Genomic DNA, 21994 nt, shown 5'->3' on the forward strand with positions numbered 1-21994 from the left:
TACCAGGCACCGAGTCTGCCAGCGGCGGCCGACCCGGTAGCTCCCATTAGGCGACGTCGAGGTCGCGGCGGCGTTCGGCCCACTGCAGGGAGTGGCGGATGGCGTCCTCGATGGTGTACTCGGGCTTCCAGGAGAGGAGGTCCCACGCCTTGTCCGGCTTGACGTAGGCGCCGACGACGTCGCCGGGGCGGGCCGGGGCGTCCTCGGCGACGAAGGAGTCGCCGACCACCTCGCGGAAGGCGGCGACCAGCTCGCGGACGGTGGTGCCGTCCCCGGTGCCGAGGTTGATCACCTCGTACCGGGGGTGGTCGCCGACCGGCGGGATGATCGAGTCGAAGCGGGCTGCGGCCTCGTAGAAGGCGCGGGCGATGTCCCAGACGTGGATGTAGTCGCGGATCGCGGTGCCGTCCCGGGTCTCCCAGTCCACTCCGGTGATCTTGAAGGGGACGCCGAGAGTGTGGCACTCGATCATCTTGCCGAGGGCGTGCGTGGGCTTGCTGCTCTGCAGGCCGGTGCGCAGCCGGGGGTCGGCGCCGATCGGGTTGAGGTAGCGCAGCGAGATGACGCGGAAGTCGTAGGCCTTGCAGAAGTCCTGCAGGAGGAGCTCCGCCATCATCTTCGAGCGGGTGTACGGGTTCTGCGGTTCGAGGAAGGACGTCTCGGTGACCGAGAGGTCGGGCTCCGGGCGGTACATCCCGGCGGTGGACGCGAAGATCATCCGGTCGCAGCCGTTGCGCACGAGGTGGCCGGCGAGGTCGAGGGTCTTGGACAGGTTGACCCGGTAGTAGCGCAGCGGGTCGGCCATCGAGTCGGGCACCACGATCAGCGCGGCGCAGTGGACGGTCGCGGCGATGTCGGGGTGGTCGCGGAAGATCTCGTCGACCAGGTCGCCGTCGCCGATGTCGCCCTTGTAGAAGATCTTGCCGGCGGCGAACTCGGACCGGCCCGTGACCAGGCTGTCGAGCACGACGGGCGTGACGCCGCGCTCGGCGAAGGCGGAGGCGATCGTGCTGCCGATGAACCCGGCTCCCCCAGTGATCAGCACTTTCATGTGGCATCCCCTGCAGGCCAGTGCGTCCCCTGAAATGACACGCACAGGATCCGCAGGCGGTCGCGGACGGTCAATGTCCCGCACGGAAGGTGACCGGGTTAGGACGCCGGTGAACCGGACGCGGCGCGAGTGCGTCCGCGCACGCGACCCTCCCCCGCGGCCGGGTCCGGACGGAGTACAGCGTTTGCAGGATCCGCCCGGCGCGCGCAGCGGTCATGGTCGGTGGATGGAACCGATCCGCGTCCTCATCGTGGACGATCACGCGCTGTTCGCCGAGGCCCTCGCGGCGCGGCTGGGGCGCGAGCCCGATCTGGTGATCCTGCCGATCGCCGCCGACGTGCGGCGCGCACTCGCGCTGGCCGCCACCGAGCGCCCCCGGGTGCTCGTCCTCGACCTGATGCTGGGCGCCGAGAGCGGCCTGGACGTCCTGGACCGGGTCCGCGCGGACCACCCGGACGTCCGCGTCGTCGTGCTGACCGCGATGAGCGACCCGGACGCGATGGTGCAGGCCGTCCGGCGCGGCGCGGTCGGCTGGCTGGAGAAGACCGAGAGCGCCGATCTGGTGGCGCGGGTGATCCGGTCGGCGGCGCGGCAGGGCGGGTGGATTCCGCCGGACGTGCTGGGCGACGTGCTGCGCAGGCTCGTCCGGGAGGGCGGCGGGGCCGAGAGCTCCGGCCTGCTGGCGGAGCTGACGCCGCGGGAGCGCGAGGTGCTGCAGTGCATGGTGGACGGCTTGGGGCGCGCCGAGATCGCCGAGCGGCTCGGGCTGTCGGCCAACACCGTCCGGACGCACACGCAGAACCTGCTGGCGAAGCTCGGGCTGCACTCGGCGCTGGAGGCGATCACGCTCGCGATGCGGGCCGGCATGCGGCCGTCCGGCTGACTCCCGGGGCGCCGGCGCCCCTGGTGCAAAAGGCGTAGTCCGGGGTCGTCGTTTGGGCGATTGCTCCGCTGAAGCCCCTCCTTACGCTCGCCGTGACGAACCCGGAGGGAAGATCGTGGAGATCGACGAGGTCGCGGCGCGGGTGGTTCGCAGCTACTGGGCGCTTCTGCTGGTCATGACGGTGGTCCCGCTGGTGCTGGTGGGCCTGGTGATGGGCGGGCAGGAGCCGCCGTCGGTCGCGAAGTCGCGCCTGCAGGCGAGCAGCCGCGCGACCGACGCCGCCCCCGGGGACGCGGGCGTGTCCATCGTGGTCAGCCAGGTGAAGGCGTTCGCGACCAGCGAGAACCTGCTCACCGAGGTGCTGCGGCAGCAGCGGGTCGACCGCTCGACGCTGAAGGTCGCCAAGGCGATCGAGGTGACCGGGCTCGGCACGTCCACGATCGTCGAGCTGTCGGTGAAGGACCCCGACCCGGAGGTGGCGCGGCGGCTCGCGGACGCGATCGGCGCCGCGGTCGTCAAGGAGATCAACACCTCCAACCAGGGCGCGATCACGCAGCAGATGGACCAGATCGACAAGCGCGTCCGGGAGCTGGAGAAGAAGCTCGGGCCGCTGTCGCGGCGGGCGAACGCGCAGCCGAACCCCGACATCGGCGCCGCGAACGAGCGGGAGCGGGTGCAGGCGGAGCTGACCGACCTGCGCGCGAACCGCTCGGACCTGCAGACGCAGCTGTCCACGGCGGGCACGGCGTCGGTGGTGCAGCCGGCGGTGCTGGCGCCGCGCACGAACCCGGTGGTCATGATGGCGTCGATCGCGGGCCTGGTCGGGCTGATCGGCGGGATCCTGATCGCGGTGGTGACGGAGATGGTCCGTCCCACGATCCCTGGGCAGCGGCGGGTCGCCCGGCGGCTCGGGGTGCCGCTGCTCGGCTGGGCCGACCGGGGGCCGGCGCAGCTCGCCGACCTCGGGCGGCGCATCCGGCTGGCCGCCAAGAAGGAGGGCGTCGGGCGGGTCACGCTCGTCGGCGCGCCCGGACCGCTGCCCGCGGACCTGGTGTCGGCGGTGGCGTCCGCGGTGTACGGGGACGACACGAAGGTCGTCACGGCCCGGCCCGGGAACAAGGACGAGCCGGGCGACGACGGCGGCGGCGGGCCGTCGCTGAACAGCAGCGGGCCGGGCGGGACGAAGAAGAGCACCTCGGTGGTCCGCGCCGGCGGCACCGCGGTGATGACGAAGAAGTCCGAGGTGTCGCCCTCGGAGGTCACCCAGCCGGTTCCGGTGCGCCGGCTCTGTCATGTGCACGCGTTCGAGGACGTCGATCCGGGCTCGGACGAGGTGGTCGGCGTGGTCGTGGCGGTCGGGCCGGTGACGCGGGTGGCGGGGCTGGAGACGGTCCGCGATCTGGTCGCCGCGTCGGGCTGGCCGCTGCTCGGCGTCGTCGCCACGTCCCGGAAGGTCTCCGCGTCCCGGAAGAGCAGGGGGTAGCCAGATGAGTTCGTCCGTTCCGTTCACGGTCCCGCCGGTGGCCGGCGAGGTGTCCGACGCGGTCGTCAAGGTGCTCGACTCGGGCTGGATCACGACGGGCCCGCAGACCGCCGCGTTCGAGCAGGAGTTCGCCGACCACCTGGGCGCCGCGCACGTCGTGGCGGTGGCATCGTGCACGACCGCGCTGGAGCTGTGCCTCCGCGCGCTGGACCTGCCGCCCGGTTCGGCGGTGCTGACGCCGAGCCTGACGTTCTGCGGCGCGATCAACGCGATCCTGCACGCGGGGCACCGGCCGGTGCTGGTCGACATCGACGAGGACACGCTGGTGCCGAGCCCGGAGACGGTGAAGGCGGCGGCCGGGCGCGCCGCCCCGGCGGCGATGATCGTCCAGAACCAGGGCGGGTACCCGGTGGACGTGGCCGCGCTGGCGGAGGCGGCCGGGCTCGACCGGACGAGGGTCGTCGAGGACGCCGCCCACGGCCCCGGCGCCGCGCGCGGCGGCAGGAACGTCGGCGCGGAGTCGTTCGCCGCGTGCTTCTCCTTCTACGCGACGAAGAACCTGCCGATCGGCGAGGGCGGCGCGGTGGCCTCCAGCGACCGGGAGTTCGCCGACAGGGTCCGCGCGATGCGGATGCACGGGATGAGCAAGGACTCCTGGAAGCGCTACCTCCCCGGCGGCAGCTGGCGGTACGACGTCAAACGGGTCGGGCTGAAGGCGAACATGACCGACGTCCAGGCGGCGATCGGGCGGGCGCAGCTCGCGGCGCTGCCGGGCTGGCAGGAGCGGCGCGCCGAGATCGCCGCCCGCTACGACGCGGCGCTGCGGGACCTCCCCGGCCTGGTCCTCCCCCAGCGGAACCTGGCCGGGATCCGGCACGCCTGGCACCTCTACCAGGTCCGCGTCCCGGACCGCGACGCGATCAGCGGCGAGCTGGAGGCGGCGGGCGTCGCGACGTCCGTGCACTTCATCCCGGCGAACCAGATGACCGCCTACCAGGAGATCCTGGGCGCCGAGGAGTGCGCGCGGGTGCCGGTGACCGACCGGGTCGGCGAGGAGCTGCTGTCGCTGCCGATGTACCCGGGGCTGACGGACGACGGCGTCGACCGCGTCGTCGCCGCGCTCACCGAGGCGTTGCGGACGCGGACCCGGGACTGACCGTGCGACGGTTCCTGCCGCGCCGCCGCATCGGGACCCCCGCGCCGGTCCCGGTCAGCCCGCTCGCCCTGCTGATGGGGCGGGACGAGGTGGTCATGGCGCGGCATCGCGGGCGGCGGCTCGTCCGCGGCCGGCGGGTGCTGGTCACCGGGGCGTGCGGGACGGTCGGCCGCGCCCTCTGCCACCAGGTCGGGCGGCTCGAACCGGCCGCGCTGATCCTGCTCGACCGGGACGGCGACGGCCTCGCCCGGCTGAGCGGCGAGCTGGCCGACGCCATCCCGGCCCGGGCCGACGTGCGCGACGAGCGGCGCGTCGGCGAGGTCATCGAGGCGGCCCGCCCCGACCTGCTGTTCCACACGGCGGGCCGCAACGAGCTGGCGGACGTCGAACGCGACCCGTGCCGGGGCGTCGCGCACAACGTCCTCGGCACCCGGCACGTGATCGACGCGGCGGTGCGGCACGGGGCGGAGCGGGTCGTGTTCGTCTCCTCCGACAAGGCCGCCGACCCGACCTCGGTGTTCGGCGCGACGATGCGGCTCGGGGAGCTGCTGCTGCGGACCGCGACGCCCGGCCCGACGTGCTTCGCCGCCGTCCGCGTCGGCAACGTGATCGGCGAGACCGGGTCGCTGCTGCCGCTGCTCGCGCACCGCATCACCTCCGGCGAGGTCGTCACGATCACCCACCCCGAGGTCGCCCGCCACTTCATGACGGTGCGGGAGGCGGCGGGGCTGCTGATCGAGGCGGCGGCGATGGCGGAGGAGGCGGAGACGTTCGTCCTCGACATGGGCCGGCCCGTCCCGGTCGTCGACCTCGTGCACCGGTACGCCGAGCAGCTGCGGCTGCCGGAGGTGACGATCCGGTTCAGCGGGCTCGGGCCCGGCGAGAAGCTCGCGGAGAAGGCGTTCGCCGACTCCGAGCGCCGGATCCGCACCGCGCACCCGAAGATCTGGGCGACCCGGCCCGCCGCGCCGCCCGCCGGGCTGCCGCAGCTGCTGGACGAGCTGGAGGCGGCGGCCGGGGCGGGCGACGACGAAGCGGTGCGGCTGCTGCTGCGCCGGCTGCTGCCCGAATACCACCCGGTGCGGCGGCCCGACCCCGCCGAGCCCCCGCCGCCCGCGCCGCCCTGCCTCTGCGGCGCGCAGTGCAGCCCCGACCCGCCCGGCCTGTGAGGTGTGCCAGTTGAGTACCACGAGGAAGCTCAGAGTCGCCACGGTGATCACCCGCTTCAACGGCGGGGCCGGGCAGGTCGCGCTGAACGGCGCGCTGGCCCTCCCCGACGGCGGCTACGAGCGCGCGATCGTCACCGGCGGCGTCGGCATGGACAGCACGGCAGCGTCCATCGGAAACAGCGTCCTCTACGGGGACGATGCCGTCGCCAACGCCGCCGCCGGTGACCTCACCCCCCAGGCGCACGCCGCCGGGATGGAGATCGTCCAGGTGGGGCCGCTGGTGCCGCAGATCTCGCCGCGCGACGACCTGGCCGCGCTGCGCACGCTGACCCGCGTGCTCGCGGACGGCCGGTACGACGTCGTCCACACGCACAGCGCGAAGGGCGGCGTGATCGGGCGGATCGCGGCGGCCCGCGCGGGCGTGCCCCGCATCGTGCACACCTGGCACGGGTTCCCGTTCAACGAGTTCCAGTCGTGGCCGCGGCGACGCGTATATATACGTCTCGAACGGATCGCCGCCAAGCGCACCGACGCGTTCCTCGCGATCGGGTCGGAGACGGTCACCACGGCGCTGCGGCTCGGGCTGACCACGCCGGAGCGGGTGCGGCTGTCCTGGCCGGCCGTGGACGTGGACGCCTACGCCGCCGCGCCCGGCTCCCGCGCGCAGGCCCGCCGCCGCCTCGACCTGCCGCTCGGCGTGAAGGTCGTCGGGTCGATCGGGCGGCTGACGTTCCAGAAGGGCCCGGAGATCTTCGTGAAGGCGATCGCCCGGCTGCCGGACGACGTGTTCGGGCTGTGGGTCGGCGGCGGCCCCATGGCGGACGAGCTGGCCGAGCTCACCGAGAAGCTCGGCGTCGCCGAGCGGATGCGCTGGCTCGGGCACCGCGGCGACGTCGCCGACGTGCTGCCCGCGTTCGACGTGATGGCGATGGCGAGCCGGTGGGAGGGGCTGCCGTGCGTGCTGGTCGAGGCGATCGGGGCGGGCGTCCCGCTGGTCGCGACCGCCGTCCCGTCCAACCAGGACCTCGTCCTCGCGGGTGAGACGGGGATGCTGGTCCGGCCGGAGGACCCGGACGGGCTCGCCGCCGCGGTGTCGGCGCTGCTCGACGACCCGGCCGCCGCGGCCCGCATGGCGGAACGCGCCCGCGCGCGGGTCGGCGACTGGTTCTCGCCCGCCCACCTCGGGACCGTCCTGGACGAGGTCTACCGGGGGAGCTCCGCGCGCCCATGACCGCGATCACCGAGGCGCCGCCCGCGCCGCCGCCGCTGACCCGCCGCACCCGGCTGCCGGCGGTCATGATCGTCGCGGGCATCGCCTCGCTGCCGATGCTGATGCCGGCCGGGCTGGCGCCCGGGCCGGGCAACACCGGCCTGCCCGACCTCGTGCTCGTCGGCGTCACCGCGACGCTGCTGCTGTGGGCGGGCACCCGGCGGCTGCCGATCCGGTGGCCGTTCCTCATCCCGACCCTCATGACGATCATCGCGGGCGGCATCGCGGCCGTGGTCAACGACGCGGGCGGGCTCACCCTCGCCAAGGACCTGTTCGTCCTGCTGTGGGCGGTCGCCATCGCCAACTTCGGGCGCGACGCGTCCCTGCTGCGCCTCGCGCTGCGCGCGTTCGTGTGGATCGGCACGTTCTACGCCGTCGTGATGATCGTCGGTTTCGTGCTGGGCATCGAGGCGCTGTCGGGCAAGCAGGTCGACGGCGAACGCGCGATGTTCACCTTCGGCGACGCCAACTACGCGTCCAACTGGTTCATCTGCGTCTTCTTCATCGCCCGCGCGAGCCGCTTCCCCGAGACGGCCCGGCGGCGCTTCGCGGTCTGCGGCGTGCTGATCGCCGCCGAGCTGCTGACCGGCTCGAACGGCGGGCTGCTCGCGCTGTGCGTCGCGGTCCTGCTCGGCTACCTGTTCCGGCTGTTCCGCGAGGGCAAGGCGCACCACGCCGTCGCCGTCGGCGCGCTCGCCGTGTTCGTCGGCGGCGGCGCCGCCGCGGTCGTCTCGACCGTGAACGTCCAGCCGCTGCTGGACCGGGCCAGCCAGGCGTCGCCGATCCTGCGCGACTCCATCGGCCGGACGACCGGGGAGAGCACCAACTCGCGCAGCACCGTCCTCGCCACCACCATCCAGATGATCGACGACCAGACGCACCCGTGGGGCATCGGGCCGGGCCAGACCGAGAAGCAGATGCTGGTGCGGCAGGAGACCTACGTACGCGAGGCGCACAACGACTACGTGGCGTCCGTGCTCGAACGCGGCTTCCTCGGCGGCGTCGCGCTCATCACGCTGGTGTTCGTCCTGCTGCTGAAGTGCGTGCGGATCGCCCGGCGCGGCGCCCTGACCGCCGAGTACGCGCGGCTCGTCCCGCGGCCCGAGCTGTTCGGCGCGCTCGTCGCGGTCTTCCTCGTCTCCGGGCTGTTCTACGAGACCCTCCACTACCGCCACGGCTGGGCGTTCTTCGGCCTGATCGCCGCCCTCGACTGCTTCGGCCGGGCGGAGCCCCCCGGCGGCCCCACCCGTGAAAGCGAGGAAGCGCGATGACCGACACGCAGTCCCCCGCCGCCGTCGCGCCCGCACCGGAGTCGCGGCTCCGGCGGCGGCTCGTCGCGCTGGTCGCGGGGAACATGGCGGGACGGATCGGGGCGCTCGGGTCGCTCGGCATCGCGACGATCCTCGTCGCGCGGATCGGCGGGCCGAAGCTCGTCGGCGCGTTCACCCTCGTCCGGATCCTGCCGGGGCTGCTGTGCCAGCTGTCCAGCGCGGGGCTCCCGGGCGCGGCGCCGTTCTTCCTCGCCCGCTCCGACTACGACCAGAGCCGGGTGCGGCCCACGCTCGCCTGGCTCACCGTGATCGGCGCGACGGCCTCCGGGATCGGCTGGCTGGCCCTCAGCCCCCTGTTCTACCTGGTGTTCTTCAAATCGTTCGGGATCTGGGTCACGATCGCCGCCGCCGCGCCGTCCTTCACCCAGGGCTTCGTGTCGGTCGGCAAGGGCCTGCTCCAGGGCACCGACGACCAGCCGGGCGCGAGCCTCGCCATCGCCGTCGAGGAGTTCGTGTTCCTGCCGATCTACCTGGTGATCCTGACCGGCTGGTACGGGCCCGGCGCGCTCATCACCGGGCTCGTGCTCGCCGACGTCGCGGCCGCGGCGTGGATCGCGCGGCGGCTCGCCCGGCGCGGGTTCTTCGCCGGCTGGGGGCGCGCCGACCGGCGGCTCGGCCGCTCCATCGCCGGGTACGGGTTCCGCGGCTACCTCGGCCAGCTCATCGACCTGCTGCAGCTCCGCTTCGACATGGCGCTGCTCGGCGCGCTCGCCGGGCCGAAGGTGCTCGGCGTCTACACGGTCGCCAGCAAGTTCGCCGAGCTGGTGCAGCTGCCGGGGCTCGCGGTCAACTACGTCCTGTACCCCGACTTCGCCAAGGAGGACCGGGAGACGGCGACGAAGCGCACGTCCCGCCTGATCCTGCCCGCGCTGGGCGTGTCGGCGCTGGCCGCGCTGCCGCTCGCGCTCATCGCCGGGACCGCGCTGCCCTGGGTCTTCGGGGACGTGTTCGACGACGCGGTCGTGCCCACCTACATCCGGCTCGCCGGCGTCGTCACGTTCGGGGTGACCGGCCTCGTCATGGCCTACCTGTACGGGGTGGGGCGGCCCGGCGCCGCGTCGACCGGACAGGGCATCGGCCTCGTGGTGGTCGTCGTCCTCGGCGCCATCCTGATCCCGACGCACGGCGCGATCGGCGCGGCCGTCGCCACGTCCATCTCCTTCGTCGCCACCACGGCCGCACTGCTGGTGTGGTTCCAGCACGTCAAACACAAGGGGTGACCATGTCCGAGCTCGTGAGCCGTCCCGTCGACACGTCCGACGGCGTCCCCCCGTCGCGGCCCCGCCGCGTGCTGGACATCGCCGGCGCGCTCACCGGGCTGCTGCTGCTCAGCGTCCCGCTGCTGCTCATCTACCTGCTGGTGCGGCTGTCCAGCCCCGGCCCCGGCGTGTTCCGGCAGACCCGCGTCGGGCAGGGCGGACGGCCGTTCACCATGTACAAGTTCCGGACGATGCGGCAGGGCGTCGGCGGCCTCACCGTCACCGCCAACTGCGACCCGCGGCTCACGAAGGTCGGCAAGCTGCTGCGGCAGTGGTCGCTGGACGAGCTGCCGCAGCTGGTGAACGTGCTGCGCGGCCAGATGACCCTCGTCGGGCCGCGCCCGGAGACCTACGACCTCGCCGAGCACTACGCCGAGCACTGCCGCTGGATCTTCGACCACCGCCCCGGCCTGACCGGCGTCTCGGAGGTCCGGTTCCGCGACTTCGACGTCCTCGGGCCCGGTGAGGAGGTCGATCTCGTCAACTACATCGAGCGGATCGTCCCGGCCCGCGTCGCCGTCGACGCCGTCTACCTGCGCGACCCGTCGATGCGCGCCACGTTCGGCGCGCTGTGGGACACGGTGAAGCACATCCTCGGCATCCCGATCCCGCCCCTGCGGATCACCGGCGCGTTCGCGGAACCGCAGGAGAAGCGCACCGAACCCGGCTCCGCGGCCTGACACCGCCCGCCATCGGGGAGACACCATGGACTTCCGGGACGCCCGGTTCAAGCTCTCGGCCGTCGCGACCGCGGTCGTCCTGGTGGCCGGGTTCCTGTTGTTCCTGCAGCACAGGTCGTCCGGATACGAGCCGTACCGCGGGCCGCTGGCCTCGCCGGGCACGCCCGCCGCCGGCAAGACCCGCCGGATCGCGCTGAACACCCAGCCGTCCGACTACCCCCGCCTCCGGGCCCTCGGCTACGACCTGGTGGACGTCAAGGCGGACGCCGCGCTCGTCGCCGGCGTCCCGGCGGGCATGCAGGCGCTCCTGTGGGTCGGCAACTTCACCTGCGGCGACTTCGAACTCGACTGGGACGCGTTCAAGCGGGCCGTCGCCCAGTTCGGCCACGACCCGAAGGTCTACGGCTGGTACCTGTCCGACGAGCCGAACACCCGCGACTGCCCGAAGGTCGCGGGCGAGATCCGCCGCCGCGCCGAGTACCTGGAGCAGAACGCGCCCGGCCAGGTCTCGTTCATCTCCCTCACCGACTGGCCGATGAAGCCCCTCACCCCGAAACGCGTCGGGGTCGACCTGATCGGCCTCGACCCGTACCCGTGCAAGGGCTCGTCCAAGGCCCGCGAGAACTGCGACATCGGGGCGATCGACCGGATGGTCCGGATGGCCGACGCCGCCGGCATCCCGCGCACCCGGATCGCGCCCGTCCTGCAGACGTTCGGGCAGAGCTGCTCCAGCGGCGACAAGCAGTACTGGCTGCCGACGGAGACGCAGTTCCGCAGGATACTCGCCCGCTGGGACCGCCTCACGCCGCGCCCGCCCCTGGAGATCTCCTACTCGTGGGGCCGCCAGGGCCAGTGGGCCTGCCCCACCCTCGCCGACGCGACGGGCGGCGAGCACCCCGACCTGCAGACCCTCATCCGGGCCCGCAACACCCGCGGCTAGTGCCCGCCCGCCTTGTCGGCGATGGCCGGCTGCGAGCCGGACGGCACCGGGAAGTCGAACGACCCGACTCTGACGGCCACGACTTCCAGCACCCCGACGACCAGAACGAACGCGACGGCCAACAGGCCGACCTTCTTGCGGTCCAAGCCCCGCACCCCTTCAACCCCCAGAAAACCCAGGTCGAACCTAACACACCATGATCCACCCAATCCCACCCCGTAACCCTCCCGTTACCCCCAAGCCCGGACGTCCACGGCCTGAGCCGCAGCGCCACCAACCCGAGCCCGCACGATCAAGGGTTCCCAGGGGGTCGCCCCCCTGGGTCAACACTCCCCCTGGGCAAACTCAGCTCACCCTTCTACTGGTCAGGTTGGCGGCTCTTGCGTTCAGGCATTCGCCGGTGGCCAGGTCGAAGGCGAAGTTGTGGGCGAGGCAGTGGATCTGGCCGTCGCGGACGACGGCGCCTACGGAGAGGTCTTCGCCGGCGTGCGGGCAGTAGCGGGGGATGTCGTAGCGGGCGCCGTCGCAGGCGACGGTGATGCGCTCGGACTCGTCGCGGCCGGTCTCGTACTCCTCGACGGCTTGGAGGGCGGGCGCGTTGGCGTGTTTGAGGAGGCCGACCAGGTAGTCGTTGTAGACGTCGGGGTCGCGGTAGAGGCTGAGGCGGAAGGAGATGAGGAGGTCCTCCCAGGCCATGCGGCCGGTGAGGACGGTGTCCAGCCAGCGGCCGGCGGTGGTGATCCGGTAGTGCGGGCGGACGTCCGGGGAGGCGGTCGAGACGGTGGCGCCGCCGGGGGCGAAGTCGACGTCCCAGACGCCGCCGTTGGGGCCGGTGATCTCGAACCGGACGATCATGGCGATGTGCCGATTGAAGTAGTCGCTCAGGCCGCCGAGGTGGGTGAAGTGGGCTTTGAAGCGGTCGAACAGGTCCGGGCCCGGTTCCGGGTAGCCGGCGAGGACGCCGGCGATGGCCTCCGCGCGGTCGGCGGCGTAGCGGTCGAGGTAGGCGCCGGCGTCGGCGAAGGAGAACTCCGCGGAGACCGGGTCGCGGGTGATGTCGCCGGTGTCGAGGTCGACGGCGTCGCCGGGCAGGAAGTAGTCCCAGCGCTGCTTGGGCAGGTGCTCGCGCAGCCACGCGGTGGAGACCTCCGGGTCGCAGAACGCGCCGTCCCGCTGGTCGAGGACCCAGTTGAGGTGGGAGACCTCGGCGTCGAGGAAGCAGGGCGGGCCCGCGAAGGGGACGGCCAGCTCCGGTTCGGTCTGCCGGACGAGGCGCTGCGCGGCGCGGAGCTTGGAGATCCGCTTGGCCATGGAGACCTTCGCCATCTCCTCGGGAGGGTACTCGTAGCAGATGGGGTGCCAGGACGCGCCGGAGGTCTGCAGGGCCATCAGGTCGAGCCGGCCGCCCGCGAGGTGCTTGGCGCGGCGGGCCTGCGCGGCGGTGAGCCGGGCGTCGTTGCAATGCAGGATGCCGCGGCCGTCCGCCACGATGAGAAAGGCGGCATCGTGGCACATTGGCGACAGTTCTGGAATCACGGTGATCCAGGACCCGCGATTGTCAAGAGGGAATTTCCCCCAGGGTTCGATCTCTATTACCTGGCGGCCGCCGGCGGCGGCCGTGATGCGTTCCCGGAAGGCGGGTCCGGGATAACGCGGAATGAGGATCCGGGTCCGCGCCGGAAGGCGCTCCAGGACCCACGGGTCGAAATGATCTAGATGCTCGTGCGAGACGGCGACCCAGTCGGCGTCGAGGATCGGGGCGAGATCCAGGTGATCGTTTCTCGGATACTGGTGCCAGGCTCCGAGAAAGGCCCCCGTTGGAGCGAGCCACGGGTCCGCGAGCAGGTGGAACGCGGTCGCGTCCACCGCCACCCCCGCATGTCCGAGAAATGTGACCGTCGGCATGGGGATACTGTCCCGCGCGCCGCCCGGGGGCGCACCCGCCGGAATGCGCAAAGCGGCTACGCCACCGGCATGAATGAAATGTCTCAGGGCAGAACTGACATTGGCTGAGACGCTTCGACAAAGAAGGAAGTTTACGCTCGCCTTCGGCATGTCCACTTCTGGTCAGGCACGGGTCTGTTGCGGCCAATTGACTGGACATCCGCCGGGAGGCGGGGTGACGGTCTATAGGGTGCTGGAATAGTGGACGGGGGGTCTCCATGAACAACGGGCGGGCTCGGTCCTCCCCGGCGGAAGCCGCCGCGGGCGCGGGGACGCTCGCGGGCGCGCGCGACGGCGGGCGGGACCGGCCGGCGGCGTCCGGGCGGGGGGAGCAGGTGCTGTGGCGGCGCCGGCTCCGCCATGACATCCGGCACGAACTGGGCACGATCATCATGCTGGCCTCGGCCGTCGTCGTCGCCGACGACGTCGGCGACACCAGCCGGGCCCGCATCGACCAGCTGCTCGGCGAGACCCGGTGGCTCGACCACCTGCTGCGCCGGCTCGACGAGGACGACGACGGCGCCGGCCGCCCGCTGCCCGGCCCCGAGCGGCTCCGGGTGGACCAGCTGACCGCCGAGGTCGTCACCGGCATGCGGCTCGCCACCGCGCACGAGGTGTGCTTCACCGGGTGCGAGGCGTGGGCCCACATGGACCCGGTGGCGCTGTGGCGCGCGGTCCGCAACGTCCTCGACAACGCGTGCCGCGTGGCGGCGGGGCGCGTGGACGTGCGCGTCGACGCCGACCAGGGCTGGATCGCCATCCAGGTCGACGACGACGGCCCCGGCTTCGGGGCCGGGTGGGGCGCGCACCCGGGCCGCCCGGGGCACGGCCCGGCGCGGCCGGGCCTCGCGTCGCTCGGGCTCGGCATCGTGCACGACCTCATCTCCGGCTACGGCGGCAGCCTGGAGATCCGCACCTGCGAGATGGGCGGGGCACGCGTCCGGATGCTGCTGCCGGCGGCCCCGCCGCCGGACACGGTCGCGTCGCGGGGCGGCGCCGACGCGTTCGCCGACGACTGGCGGCCCCATCCATGAGAGTGGTCATCTGCGACGACCACGCGGTCTTCGCCGAGTCGCTGTCGCTGGTGCTGGCGGACGCCGGGCACAGCGTCGTCGGGGTGGTCTACTCCCCGGCCGACGCGCTGCCGGTGCTGCGGGCCAGGCAGCCCGACGTCTGCCTGATCGACCTGCAGTTCCCGTCCGGCACCGCGCTCGACTGGATGCCGCGGCTGCGCGCCTCGGCCGCGCACACCAAGTTCGTCGTGCTGACCGGCTTCCTGGAGCAGCCGGTGCTGGAGGCGGGCGTCGCGGCGGGCGTGCGGGGGTTCGCGCACAAGGGGCAGCAGGCCGGCGACATCCTCGCCGTGCTGCGCCGCGTCGCCGACGGCGAGGTCGTCGCCGGCCCGCCGGCGCCGCGCGGCGGCGCCCGGCCGCGCAGCCGCGCGCAGAAGATCGCGCAGTTCCTCACGCCGCGTGAGCGGGAGGTGCTGACGCGGCTGGCGCGCGGCGAGTCCACGCAGGCGCTCGCCAAGGCGATGGGGGTCACCCGCAGCACGGCGCGCAGCCACGTGCAGAGCGTCCTGTCCAAACTGGGCGTGCACTCGCAGCGGGAGGCGGTGATCGAGGCGGCCCGGCACGGGCTGGTCAGCGTCGAGACCGGGGAGTGGCTCGCCGGCTGACGGGCGAAACCGCGTGCGGGACGGCCGAATCCGGACCTTTCAGGGTTCCGCCGGGACGCGTTAGCGTCTGCCTCGGAGAGGAGGTTCCCCCATGCCTCAACGGCGAGGCGCGTCACCCGTCTCCGACGCCGGGGCCCTCGGCCGCGCGGACACCTACGCCCGCGGGGTCCCCTACGACCGGTTCGAACGGCTCCGGTCGCGAACGCCGGTGGTGTGGCTGGACGGCGGCGGGGCCGAGCGGTCCGGCGCGTGGGCCGTGCTGCGCTATTGCGACGTCCACCACGCCCTCGTGAACCCCGGGCTGTTCGCGCCGCAGCCGGACGGCGCGCCGCACGGCCCGGCGAGCGGCGACGCCCCGCCGCCGCCCGGAGACGCGGCCCTCATCGACATGGATCCGCCCGCGCGGGCCATGCTCGCCCGCATCCCGTCCGGCGACACGGTCGACTTCGTCGGGGAGGTCGCGAACGACCTGCCCGAGACGGTGCGGAACGCCCTCGCCGGAGGGCTGTACGCGCTGCTGCGCCACCCCGCCGAGTACGTCCGGCTGCGCGAGGAGCAGGCCGACGACAGGCTGCTCGACAGCGCCGTGGAGGAGATGCTGCGCTGGTGGACGCCGGTGCTCCAGGTGCGGCGGACCGTGCAGCGCGCGACGACCGTGGGCGGCGTGCCGCTGCTGGCCGGGGAGCACGTGATGCTGTCGCTCATCTCGGCGAACCACGACGACGAGGTGTTCCCCGACCCCGGCCGGTTCCGCCCGGACCGCTTCCTCCGGGCCGCCCGGCCGCACCTGTGCTTCGGGTACGGGTACCGCGCGTGCCTCGGCGCCCGGCTGGCCCGCGTGCACCTGCGCGCCATGCTGGCCGCGCTGCTCGAACGGCCGGGCCTGCCGCAGCCGGCGGGCGAGCCGGTGCCGCTGCGCTCCAGCGTCCGGCGGGGCTTCGCCCACCTCCCCGTCCGCTGGACCGGCTGACCGCCCGGCGTACCCCGCGCGGAGTACGGGCGCGCACTCCCCGAGGCCGACGTGGAGCCGGCCCCCGATGACCTACCGTGCAGGCATGAGCACCTCACCGCCGCCCGGTCCGGGCCGGGCGCACTGGCCGCGGCCCGGCACGTGGCCGGTGTGGGTCGTCCCGGCCCTGGTGGCGTTCGTCCAGGTCGTCGGGTCGCTGGGCGCGCAGCGCGACCGGACGGGGGCGAACGGGTCGTCCGGCGGCCCGCCGTGGGAGCACGGGGGCGGCGGCCCCGGCGGCATGGGGCACACCGACCTCGACGCGCTCGGCTTCGCGCTGCTGCTCGGCGGGCCGGCGCTCCTGCTGCTGCGGCGCCGGCACCCGGTGTTCACGGTGTGCGCGGTCGCCGCGGTGACGGCGCTGTACTTCCTGCGCGCCTACACCTACGGGCCGGCGCCGCTCGCGCTGGTCGTCGCGATGATGACGGCGATCGTGTCCGGGCACCGGCTGGTCACCTGGGCCGGGGCGGGCCTCGGGCTGGCGGCGTTCTTCTCCCTCACCGCGCTGATCGGCGTCCCGGCCGCCGAGCGCGGGCAGGACGGGCTGTTCCCGGTGGAGGAGCCGACGCCCGGCGGGTCGAGCTTCGTCGTCGGCTGGGCGCTGGTGGTGCTGGTCAGCTCGGAGCTCGTCCGGATGCGGGCGCAGCGGGCCGCCGAGAGCGCGCGGGTCCGGGCCGAGGAGGAGCGCCGCCAGGCCAGCGAGGAGCGGCTGCGGATGGCCCGCGAGCTGCACGACGTCCTCGCGCACAACATCTCGATGATCAACGTGCAGGCGGGGGTCGCGCTGCACCTCATCGACCAGAATCCGGAGCAGGCGCGGACGGCGCTCGCGGCCATCAAGGACGCGAGCAAGGAGGCGCTCACCGAGATGCGCGGGGTGATCGGCGCGCTGCGGTCGCAGGGCGAGACCGCGCCGCGCGCCCCGACCGCCGGGCTCGACCGGCTGGACGAGCTGCTGGACCGGGCGCGCGCCGCCGGGCTCGCGGTCGAGGCCGAGATCACCGGGGAGCGGCGGCCGCTGCACGCGGGCACCGACCTCGCCGCGTTCCGGATCGTCCAGGAGTCGCTGACGAACGTGACCCGCCATGCCGGTCCGGGGCCGGTGACCGCGCGGGTCGCCATCGCCTACGGTGAGCACGAGGTCGTGGTGCGGGTCGAGGACGACGGCCGGGGCGCGCCCCTGCTGGACGACCGGCCGGGCGGCAGCGGCATCCGCGGGATGCGCGAGCGGGCCGCCGCGCTCGGCGGGACGTTCGACGCAGGGCCGCGCCCGGGCGGCGGGTTCCGGGTGCGGGCCGCGCTTCCCCTGGACGAGGACGGCGAGGACGTGAGGGGCGCACAGTGATCAAGGTGGTGCTGGCGGACGACCAGGTGCTCGTCCGGGCGGGGTTCCGGGCGCTGCTGGACGCGCAGTCCGACATCGAGGTGGTCGGGGAGGCGAGCGACGGCGAGGAGGCGGTGGCGCAGGCGCGCCGGCTGCGCCCCGACGTCATCCTGATGGACATCCGCATGCCGGGCCTGGACGGCCTCGCCGCGACCCGCCGGATCGCGTCCGACGAGCGGCTCGACGGCGTGAAGATCGTCATCCTGACCACGTTCGAGCTGGACGAGTACGTGTTCGAGGCGCTGCGCGGCGGCGCGAGCGGGTTCCTGGTGAAGGACACCGAGCCGGTGGAGCTGCTGCACGCCGTCCGGGCGGTCGCGGACGGCGACGCGCTGCTGTCCCCGAGCGTGACCCGGCGGCTGATCGCCGAGTTCGCCGCGCGGGCCAAGGAGCCGGCGCCCTCGCCGCGGCTGAACGCCCTGACCGACCGGGAGCGCGAGGTCATGGCGCTCGTCGGGGAGGGCCTGTCGAACGAGGAGATCGCGGCCCGCCTCGTGGTCAGCCCGGCCACCGCGAAGACGCACGTCAGCCGCACGATGGTGAAGCTCGGCGCCCGCGACCGGGCGCAACTGGTGGTTTTCGCCTACGAGTCGGGCCTTGTCAAACCGGGCTGGCTGCCCTAGACGAAGCCGGTGCTGCCGTCCGCGGGGTCATGACAGACTGGACGGGACACGCCATCGACGTTGGGAGTCCGGTGCCGAACGACACGAGGATTCTGGCCGTCGACGACCGCGAGGAGAACCTGACCGCTCTGGCGGCCGTGCTCGATGCGCTGCCGGTGGAGGTCGTGCCGGTCACGTCCGGGGCGGCGGCGCTGAAGGAGCTGCTGAACAACGACTTCGCGCTGATCCTGCTCGACGTCGTGATGCCGGAGATGGACGGTTTCGAGACCGCCGAGCACATCAAGTCCAGGTCGCGCACCCGGGACATCCCGATCATCTTCCTCACCGCCGGCGGCGGCGCGGGCGAGCAGGCGTACCGGGGGTACGCGGCCGGCGCCGTCGACTACCTCACCAAGCCGTTCGACCCGTGGCTGCTGCGCGCGAAGGTGTCGGTGTTCGTCGACCTGCACCGCCGCAACCTGGAGCTGAAGCGGCAGGCGAGGCTGCTGCGCAGCACCCTCGGCGGGGACGACGCCGGCGGCGCCCTGGCGGGCTGCGAACGGCTGCTCGCGGCCCTCGACGAGCGGCTGTCCAAGGTGGAGGACGACGTCGCGCGGCTGCGGTCCGGGGAGCCGGCCGACGCCCTCGCCGAGCACGTCGGCGCGCTCCGCCTCGCGCTGGACGCCTTCTCCGCCGGCTCCTGAGCCGGCCCGTTTCGGGACCTTCGGCCCCCGCGGCCCGGGATCTATGGCCCGTGACCATCACACTCGGTAGTTGATACTAGTTGACCTCGCCGGTCGTTATTGACATCGAGCTCAAAAGACTTCGCAGGTCAGCGCCATATTCTTTACCTCGCGACTCCGTGATCCGGTTTGTCGCAAGTAAGTACTTGGTAGTAACTTGCACTCACCGTCACGAGATCGGCCGGTATCGCCGTGTCCGTCCGGACCCCTAGACCCCCAGGAGCAACCCCCATGTCCGACTCCCCCGGTCCCGCCGTCGGCCGCGTCCGCTGGAAGCGGTTCGCGGCCATCGCAGCCCCCGCCGCGCTCGGCGCCGGCGCCCTGATGTTCATGACCGCGCAGGGCGCGATCGCCTCCTCCTTCGCCGTGTCCGGCAGCAGCTTCAAGGTCAGCGCCGACTCCCTCACCGGGACGGGCTTCGTCCAGTACGGCGGGGTCGACGCCGGCAAGGGCGGGGAGAAGCACCCGGTGCAGATCTCCGGCATCAAGTCCGCGCAGATCCGCAACATGTGCCAGTCGGTGAAGGTCGGCCCGTTCACGCTGCGGCTGACCGCCGGGACGGGCGCCAAGCCGGTCCAGGCCACCGACCTCGTACTGGACGTGGAGCAGCTGAACGCCGACGCCGAGTTCTCCAACATCGAGATCGGCCGGGACGCCAGCACCCTGGACAAGGGCCCGCGCGGCGCCCAGGGGCCCGCGGGGATGTTCGGCCAGCAGGCGTCCAAGATCGAGCTGAGCAACGTGCGGCAGGTCGCGTGGGCGACCACCGCGGGCACCTTCAAGCTGAGCGACCTCAGCATGAAGCTCGGCGCCGAGTGCTTCTGAGCCCATGAACCCTGCCGAACCGCACTACCGGACTGACCAGCACCGGGCCGAACCGGACCCGGCCGAACCGGACCCGGCCGAACCGGACCCGACCGAACCGGACCCGACCGAACCGGACCGGGCCGGGCCGCGCGGGTTCCGGCGGTGGCGGCGGACACGCCCCTTCTGGGGCGGCGTGTTCACCGTCCTCGGCGGCCTGGAGCTGATCGCCGTCCCGCTCGCGCCGATGCCGCTCGTCGTCCACCAGGGCATGGCGGGGGTGGCGAGCTGGCTGATCGGCGCGCTGCTCGTCACCGCCGGCGTGCTCATGTGGACGCAGCCCGCCCAGCGCAGCTTCTACGGCGTCCTCGCCGTGCTGCTGTCGCTGGCGTCGTTCCTCACGTCCAACTTCGGCGGGTTCTTCGTCGGGTTGCTGCTCGGCCTGACCGGCGGCGCCCTCGGCTTCGCCTGGTCCCCCGCGCAGCCGCCCCGGTCGCGCGTGCCGGGCGCCCGGCACGCGCAGCGCGGCGGGCGCCTGACCGCCATCGCGCTCCCCGCCCTGCTGGGCTTCCACCTGCTCAGCCCGACGCCCGCACCGGCACCCGCGCCCGGCGCCACGGCGACGCCGTCGCCTGCGGCGTCCCCCGGCCCGGCCGCGACCCCCTCGCCGGCGCCCAGCGCCACGTCCACCACGACGGCGCCGCAGTGCCCGGACGTCCCCGCCAACGGCGCCGGGCTCTCGCAGGACGAGGCGCGCGAACTCATCCAGGAGTTGGCGTCGAGCAAGGACCCCGCCTGCGCCGCGGAGGGGAAGACGGCCGCCGGCGGCACCCGCCTCTACGCCGACTCGGGGACGCTGCGGGCCGACTCGCTGACGATGTCGGGCCTCAGCTACGACGGCGTCGCGTCCCTGCCGTCGGCGGGCGGGACGGTGAAGGCGCTGAAGTTCACCATGTCCACGGCCGTCCTGAAGAACGTGGACCAGACCGTCGCCCGCGGAGGGGCCACCACGCGGATACGGACCCCCAGGCTCACCCTGACCGGTGACGTGGTCATGTACACGACGAAGATGTCGTCCAAGCTGCTGGGCATCCCGCTGACGTTCACGCCGGAGCACCCGCCGCCGCTGACGCTGCCCTACATGGTGATGACGGACGTGGTGTCCGAGCAGCCCGCCGTCACCGCCGGCGGGGCGCAGCTCGCCGGGCTCGGCATCGCCTCCTGAGCGCCCTTCTGCAGCTTGCCGCGCAGGATGAACGCGCCCAGCAGCACCGCCGCGACGACGAGGACCACCGCGATCGTGACGACGAGCACCGTCCTGCGGCGCTCCCCGCCCGCCCCGGCCGGCGGCGCCTGCTGCCAGCCGGAGTACTGCCCCGGCTGCTCCCACGGCTGCGGCGGGGTCGTCCGGGCGGGCGGCGGCGCCCACTCGGTCTCCAGCAGCGTGCGCGCCTCGCGGTCCCGGCCGGGCCGCGCGGGCGGCGGGCGGTGCGAGCCGTTCCGGTCGGCCGGTCCGCGCTCGGGGGCGCCGCGATCCGCGAAGCCGCGGCCGGCGGGGCCCTGCTCGGCGAAGCCGCCCGAGTCGCGCCGGGTCACCGGGGCGGGGTCGCCGGGGTCGCGGCGCGTCACCGCCCCGCGGTCCCGCCGCGTCACCACGCCCAGCTCGGCCGGGTCGAGGACGGTCTCCGCCGCCTCGTCCCGGCCTCCCGGCGGCCGGCGCGCGGACGGCTCGTCCAGCACCGTCTCGCCCGCCGCCTGGCGCACCGGGGGCGGGGGCGGCGCGGGCCGGGCGGGCGGCATCGCCGCGACCCGGGCGAGCAGCGGCTCCGCCTGCGCGGCGGTCATCCGGTTCACCGGCTCGCGCGCCAGCAGCCCGTCCAGCACCCGGGCGAGCGGCCCCGCGTTGCGCGCCGGCGGGACCGGCTCGGTCAGCGCGGCCTGCAGCGACGCCATGGCGTCCGACCGCTCGTAGGGGGACCGGCCCTCGACCGCCGCGTACAGGGTCGCGCCGAGCGCCCACAGGTCGGACGCGGGCACCGCCCGCTCGCCCTGCGCCCGCTCGGGCGGGATGTAGGCGGGCGACCCCATCACGAGGCCCGTCTGCGTGAGCGTCGCGTCGCCCTCCACCTGCGCGATGCCGAAGTCGGTGAGCACCACCCGGCCGGAGTCGGTGATCAGCACGTTGCTGGGCTTGACGTCGCGGTGCAGGATGCCCTTCTCGTGGGCGTGCCGGAGCGCGCCGAGCATCTGCAGCCCGATGTCGGCGACACGGCGGTGGTCCATCGGGCCGCGCTCGATGATGTCCTGCAGGGACGGGGCGAGGACCAGCTCCATCACGATCCAGGGCCGGTCGGCCTCCTGCACCACGTCGTGGACGGTCACGACGCCGGAGTGGTTGAGCCGCGCCGACGCCCGCGCCTCCCGGAACGTCCGCTCGTACAGGACGGCGATCTCGTCGTCGTTGAGGCCCGGCGGGAACACGACCTCCTTCACCGCGACCTCGCGGTCCAGCATGACGTCGCGCGCACGCCACACGGTGCCCATGCCGCCCTGGCCGACCACCGCGTCCAGCCGGTAGCGGTTACCGAGCAGACGTGCCTGTGTCATG

At 73.6% G+C, this 21994-nt stretch carries 21 protein-coding genes; 17 read left to right on the forward strand and 4 right to left on the reverse strand.

The features are described from left to right. Window positions 1-46: 46 nt before the first annotated feature. Entirely contained in the window at window positions 47-1051 is a 1005-nt protein-coding gene (gene galE / locus ACIWVC_RS14605; RefSeq protein WP_396447810.1) for a UDP-glucose 4-epimerase GalE, read from the reverse strand. Window positions 1052-1277: 226 nt separating this feature from the next. On the opposite strand from galE, the gene ACIWVC_RS14610 reads away from it, so the two are divergent. From ACIWVC_RS14610 to ACIWVC_RS14650, 9 genes are all read left to right on the forward strand, one after another. Beyond that, on the forward strand, window positions 1278-1934 hold the full coding sequence (locus ACIWVC_RS14610; RefSeq protein ID WP_396447809.1) for a response regulator: 657 nt from the start codon (window positions 1278-1280) through the stop codon (window positions 1932-1934). A gap of 115 nt (window positions 1935-2049) precedes the next feature. Beyond that, window positions 2050-3417: a hypothetical protein gene (locus tag ACIWVC_RS14615; protein WP_396454223.1), complete on the forward strand. Its 1368-nt coding sequence runs from the start codon at window positions 2050-2052 to the stop codon at window positions 3415-3417. Between the two features lie 4 nt (window positions 3418-3421). After that, complete coding sequence (locus tag ACIWVC_RS14620) at window positions 3422-4573, forward strand: DegT/DnrJ/EryC1/StrS family aminotransferase (protein ID WP_396447807.1); 1152 nt, start codon at window positions 3422-3424, stop codon at window positions 4571-4573. Window positions 4574-4575: 2 nt separating this feature from the next. Then, the gene (locus ACIWVC_RS14625) at window positions 4576-5742 is read left to right on the forward strand and encodes an SDR family NAD(P)-dependent oxidoreductase (protein ID WP_396454224.1); all 1167 of its coding nucleotides are present in this window, start codon (window positions 4576-4578) and stop codon (window positions 5740-5742) included. 10 nt (window positions 5743-5752) lie between these two features. Next, the gene (locus tag ACIWVC_RS14630; protein ID WP_396454225.1) at window positions 5753-6973 is read left to right on the forward strand and encodes a glycosyltransferase; all 1221 of its coding nucleotides are present in this window, start codon (window positions 5753-5755) and stop codon (window positions 6971-6973) included. Next, window positions 6970-8283, forward strand: coding sequence for an O-antigen ligase family protein (locus tag ACIWVC_RS14635; protein ID WP_396447803.1), 1314 nt, complete (start codon window positions 6970-6972; stop codon window positions 8281-8283). Before ACIWVC_RS14630 ends, ACIWVC_RS14635 begins: the two co-directional genes overlap by 4 nt. Further along, window positions 8280-9563, forward strand: a complete 1284-nt coding sequence (locus ACIWVC_RS14640) for a lipopolysaccharide biosynthesis protein (protein WP_396447802.1) — start codon at window positions 8280-8282, stop codon at window positions 9561-9563. The genes ACIWVC_RS14635 and ACIWVC_RS14640 overlap by 4 nt, the downstream gene beginning before the upstream one ends. A gap of 2 nt (window positions 9564-9565) precedes the next feature. Further along, the gene (locus ACIWVC_RS14645) at window positions 9566-10282 is read left to right on the forward strand and encodes a sugar transferase (RefSeq protein WP_396447801.1); all 717 of its coding nucleotides are present in this window, start codon (window positions 9566-9568) and stop codon (window positions 10280-10282) included. A 25-nt stretch (window positions 10283-10307) separates the two neighbouring features. Further along, entirely contained in the window at window positions 10308-11222 is a 915-nt protein-coding gene (locus tag ACIWVC_RS14650; protein ID WP_396454226.1) for a hypothetical protein, read from the forward strand. On the opposite strand, the gene ACIWVC_RS14655 is transcribed toward ACIWVC_RS14650, so the two are convergent. Beyond that, the gene (locus ACIWVC_RS14655) at window positions 11219-11368 is read right to left on the reverse strand and encodes a hypothetical protein (RefSeq protein ID WP_396454227.1); all 150 of its coding nucleotides are present in this window, start codon (window positions 11366-11368) and stop codon (window positions 11219-11221) included. The genes ACIWVC_RS14650 and ACIWVC_RS14655 overlap by 4 nt on opposite strands. A gap of 199 nt (window positions 11369-11567) precedes the next feature. After that, complete coding sequence (locus tag ACIWVC_RS14660; RefSeq protein ID WP_396454228.1) at window positions 11568-12710, reverse strand: Rieske (2Fe-2S) protein; 1143 nt, start codon at window positions 12708-12710, stop codon at window positions 11568-11570. A 674-nt stretch (window positions 12711-13384) separates the two neighbouring features. Between ACIWVC_RS14660 and ACIWVC_RS14665 the strand changes: the two genes are divergently transcribed. From ACIWVC_RS14665 to ACIWVC_RS14700, 8 genes are all read left to right on the forward strand, one after another. Beyond that, the gene (locus ACIWVC_RS14665) at window positions 13385-14200 is read left to right on the forward strand and encodes a sensor histidine kinase (protein ID WP_396454229.1); all 816 of its coding nucleotides are present in this window, start codon (window positions 13385-13387) and stop codon (window positions 14198-14200) included. Continuing rightward, window positions 14197-14844, forward strand: coding sequence for a response regulator transcription factor (locus ACIWVC_RS14670; protein WP_396454230.1), 648 nt, complete (start codon window positions 14197-14199; stop codon window positions 14842-14844). Before ACIWVC_RS14665 ends, ACIWVC_RS14670 begins: the two co-directional genes overlap by 4 nt. Before the next feature lie 91 nt (window positions 14845-14935). After that, a complete protein-coding gene (locus tag ACIWVC_RS14675) occupies window positions 14936-15814 on the forward strand; it encodes a cytochrome P450 (protein WP_396447795.1) in 879 nt (292 codons plus the stop codon). Between the two features lie 85 nt (window positions 15815-15899). Continuing rightward, entirely contained in the window at window positions 15900-17198 is a 1299-nt protein-coding gene (locus ACIWVC_RS14680; protein WP_396447794.1) for a sensor histidine kinase, read from the forward strand. Continuing rightward, on the forward strand, window positions 17195-17860 hold the full coding sequence (locus ACIWVC_RS14685; protein ID WP_396447793.1) for a response regulator: 666 nt from the start codon (window positions 17195-17197) through the stop codon (window positions 17858-17860). The genes ACIWVC_RS14680 and ACIWVC_RS14685 overlap by 4 nt, the downstream gene beginning before the upstream one ends. Window positions 17861-17931: 71 nt before the next feature. Continuing rightward, window positions 17932-18543: a two-component system response regulator gene (locus ACIWVC_RS14690; protein WP_396447792.1), complete on the forward strand. Its 612-nt coding sequence runs from the start codon at window positions 17932-17934 to the stop codon at window positions 18541-18543. Between the two features lie 270 nt (window positions 18544-18813). After that, entirely contained in the window at window positions 18814-19407 is a 594-nt protein-coding gene (locus ACIWVC_RS14695) for a DUF6230 family protein (protein WP_396447791.1), read from the forward strand. A gap of 4 nt (window positions 19408-19411) precedes the next feature. Next, window positions 19412-20611 (forward strand): DUF6114 domain-containing protein, encoded by a 1200-nt coding sequence (locus tag ACIWVC_RS14700; protein ID WP_396454231.1) that lies wholly within the window; start codon window positions 19412-19414, stop codon window positions 20609-20611. Here ACIWVC_RS14700 and ACIWVC_RS14705 read toward each other — a convergent pair. Continuing rightward, a complete protein-coding gene (locus ACIWVC_RS14705; protein ID WP_396447789.1) occupies window positions 20524-21993 on the reverse strand; it encodes a protein kinase in 1470 nt (489 codons plus the stop codon). The two genes, ACIWVC_RS14700 and ACIWVC_RS14705, sit on opposite strands and share 88 nt — an antisense overlap. Window position 21994: the final 1 nt, after the last annotated feature.

Origin of the sequence: Actinomadura sp. (assembly GCF_044508335.1) — a bacterium.
Lineage (GTDB): Bacteria > Actinomycetota > Actinomycetes > Streptosporangiales > Streptosporangiaceae > Spirillospora.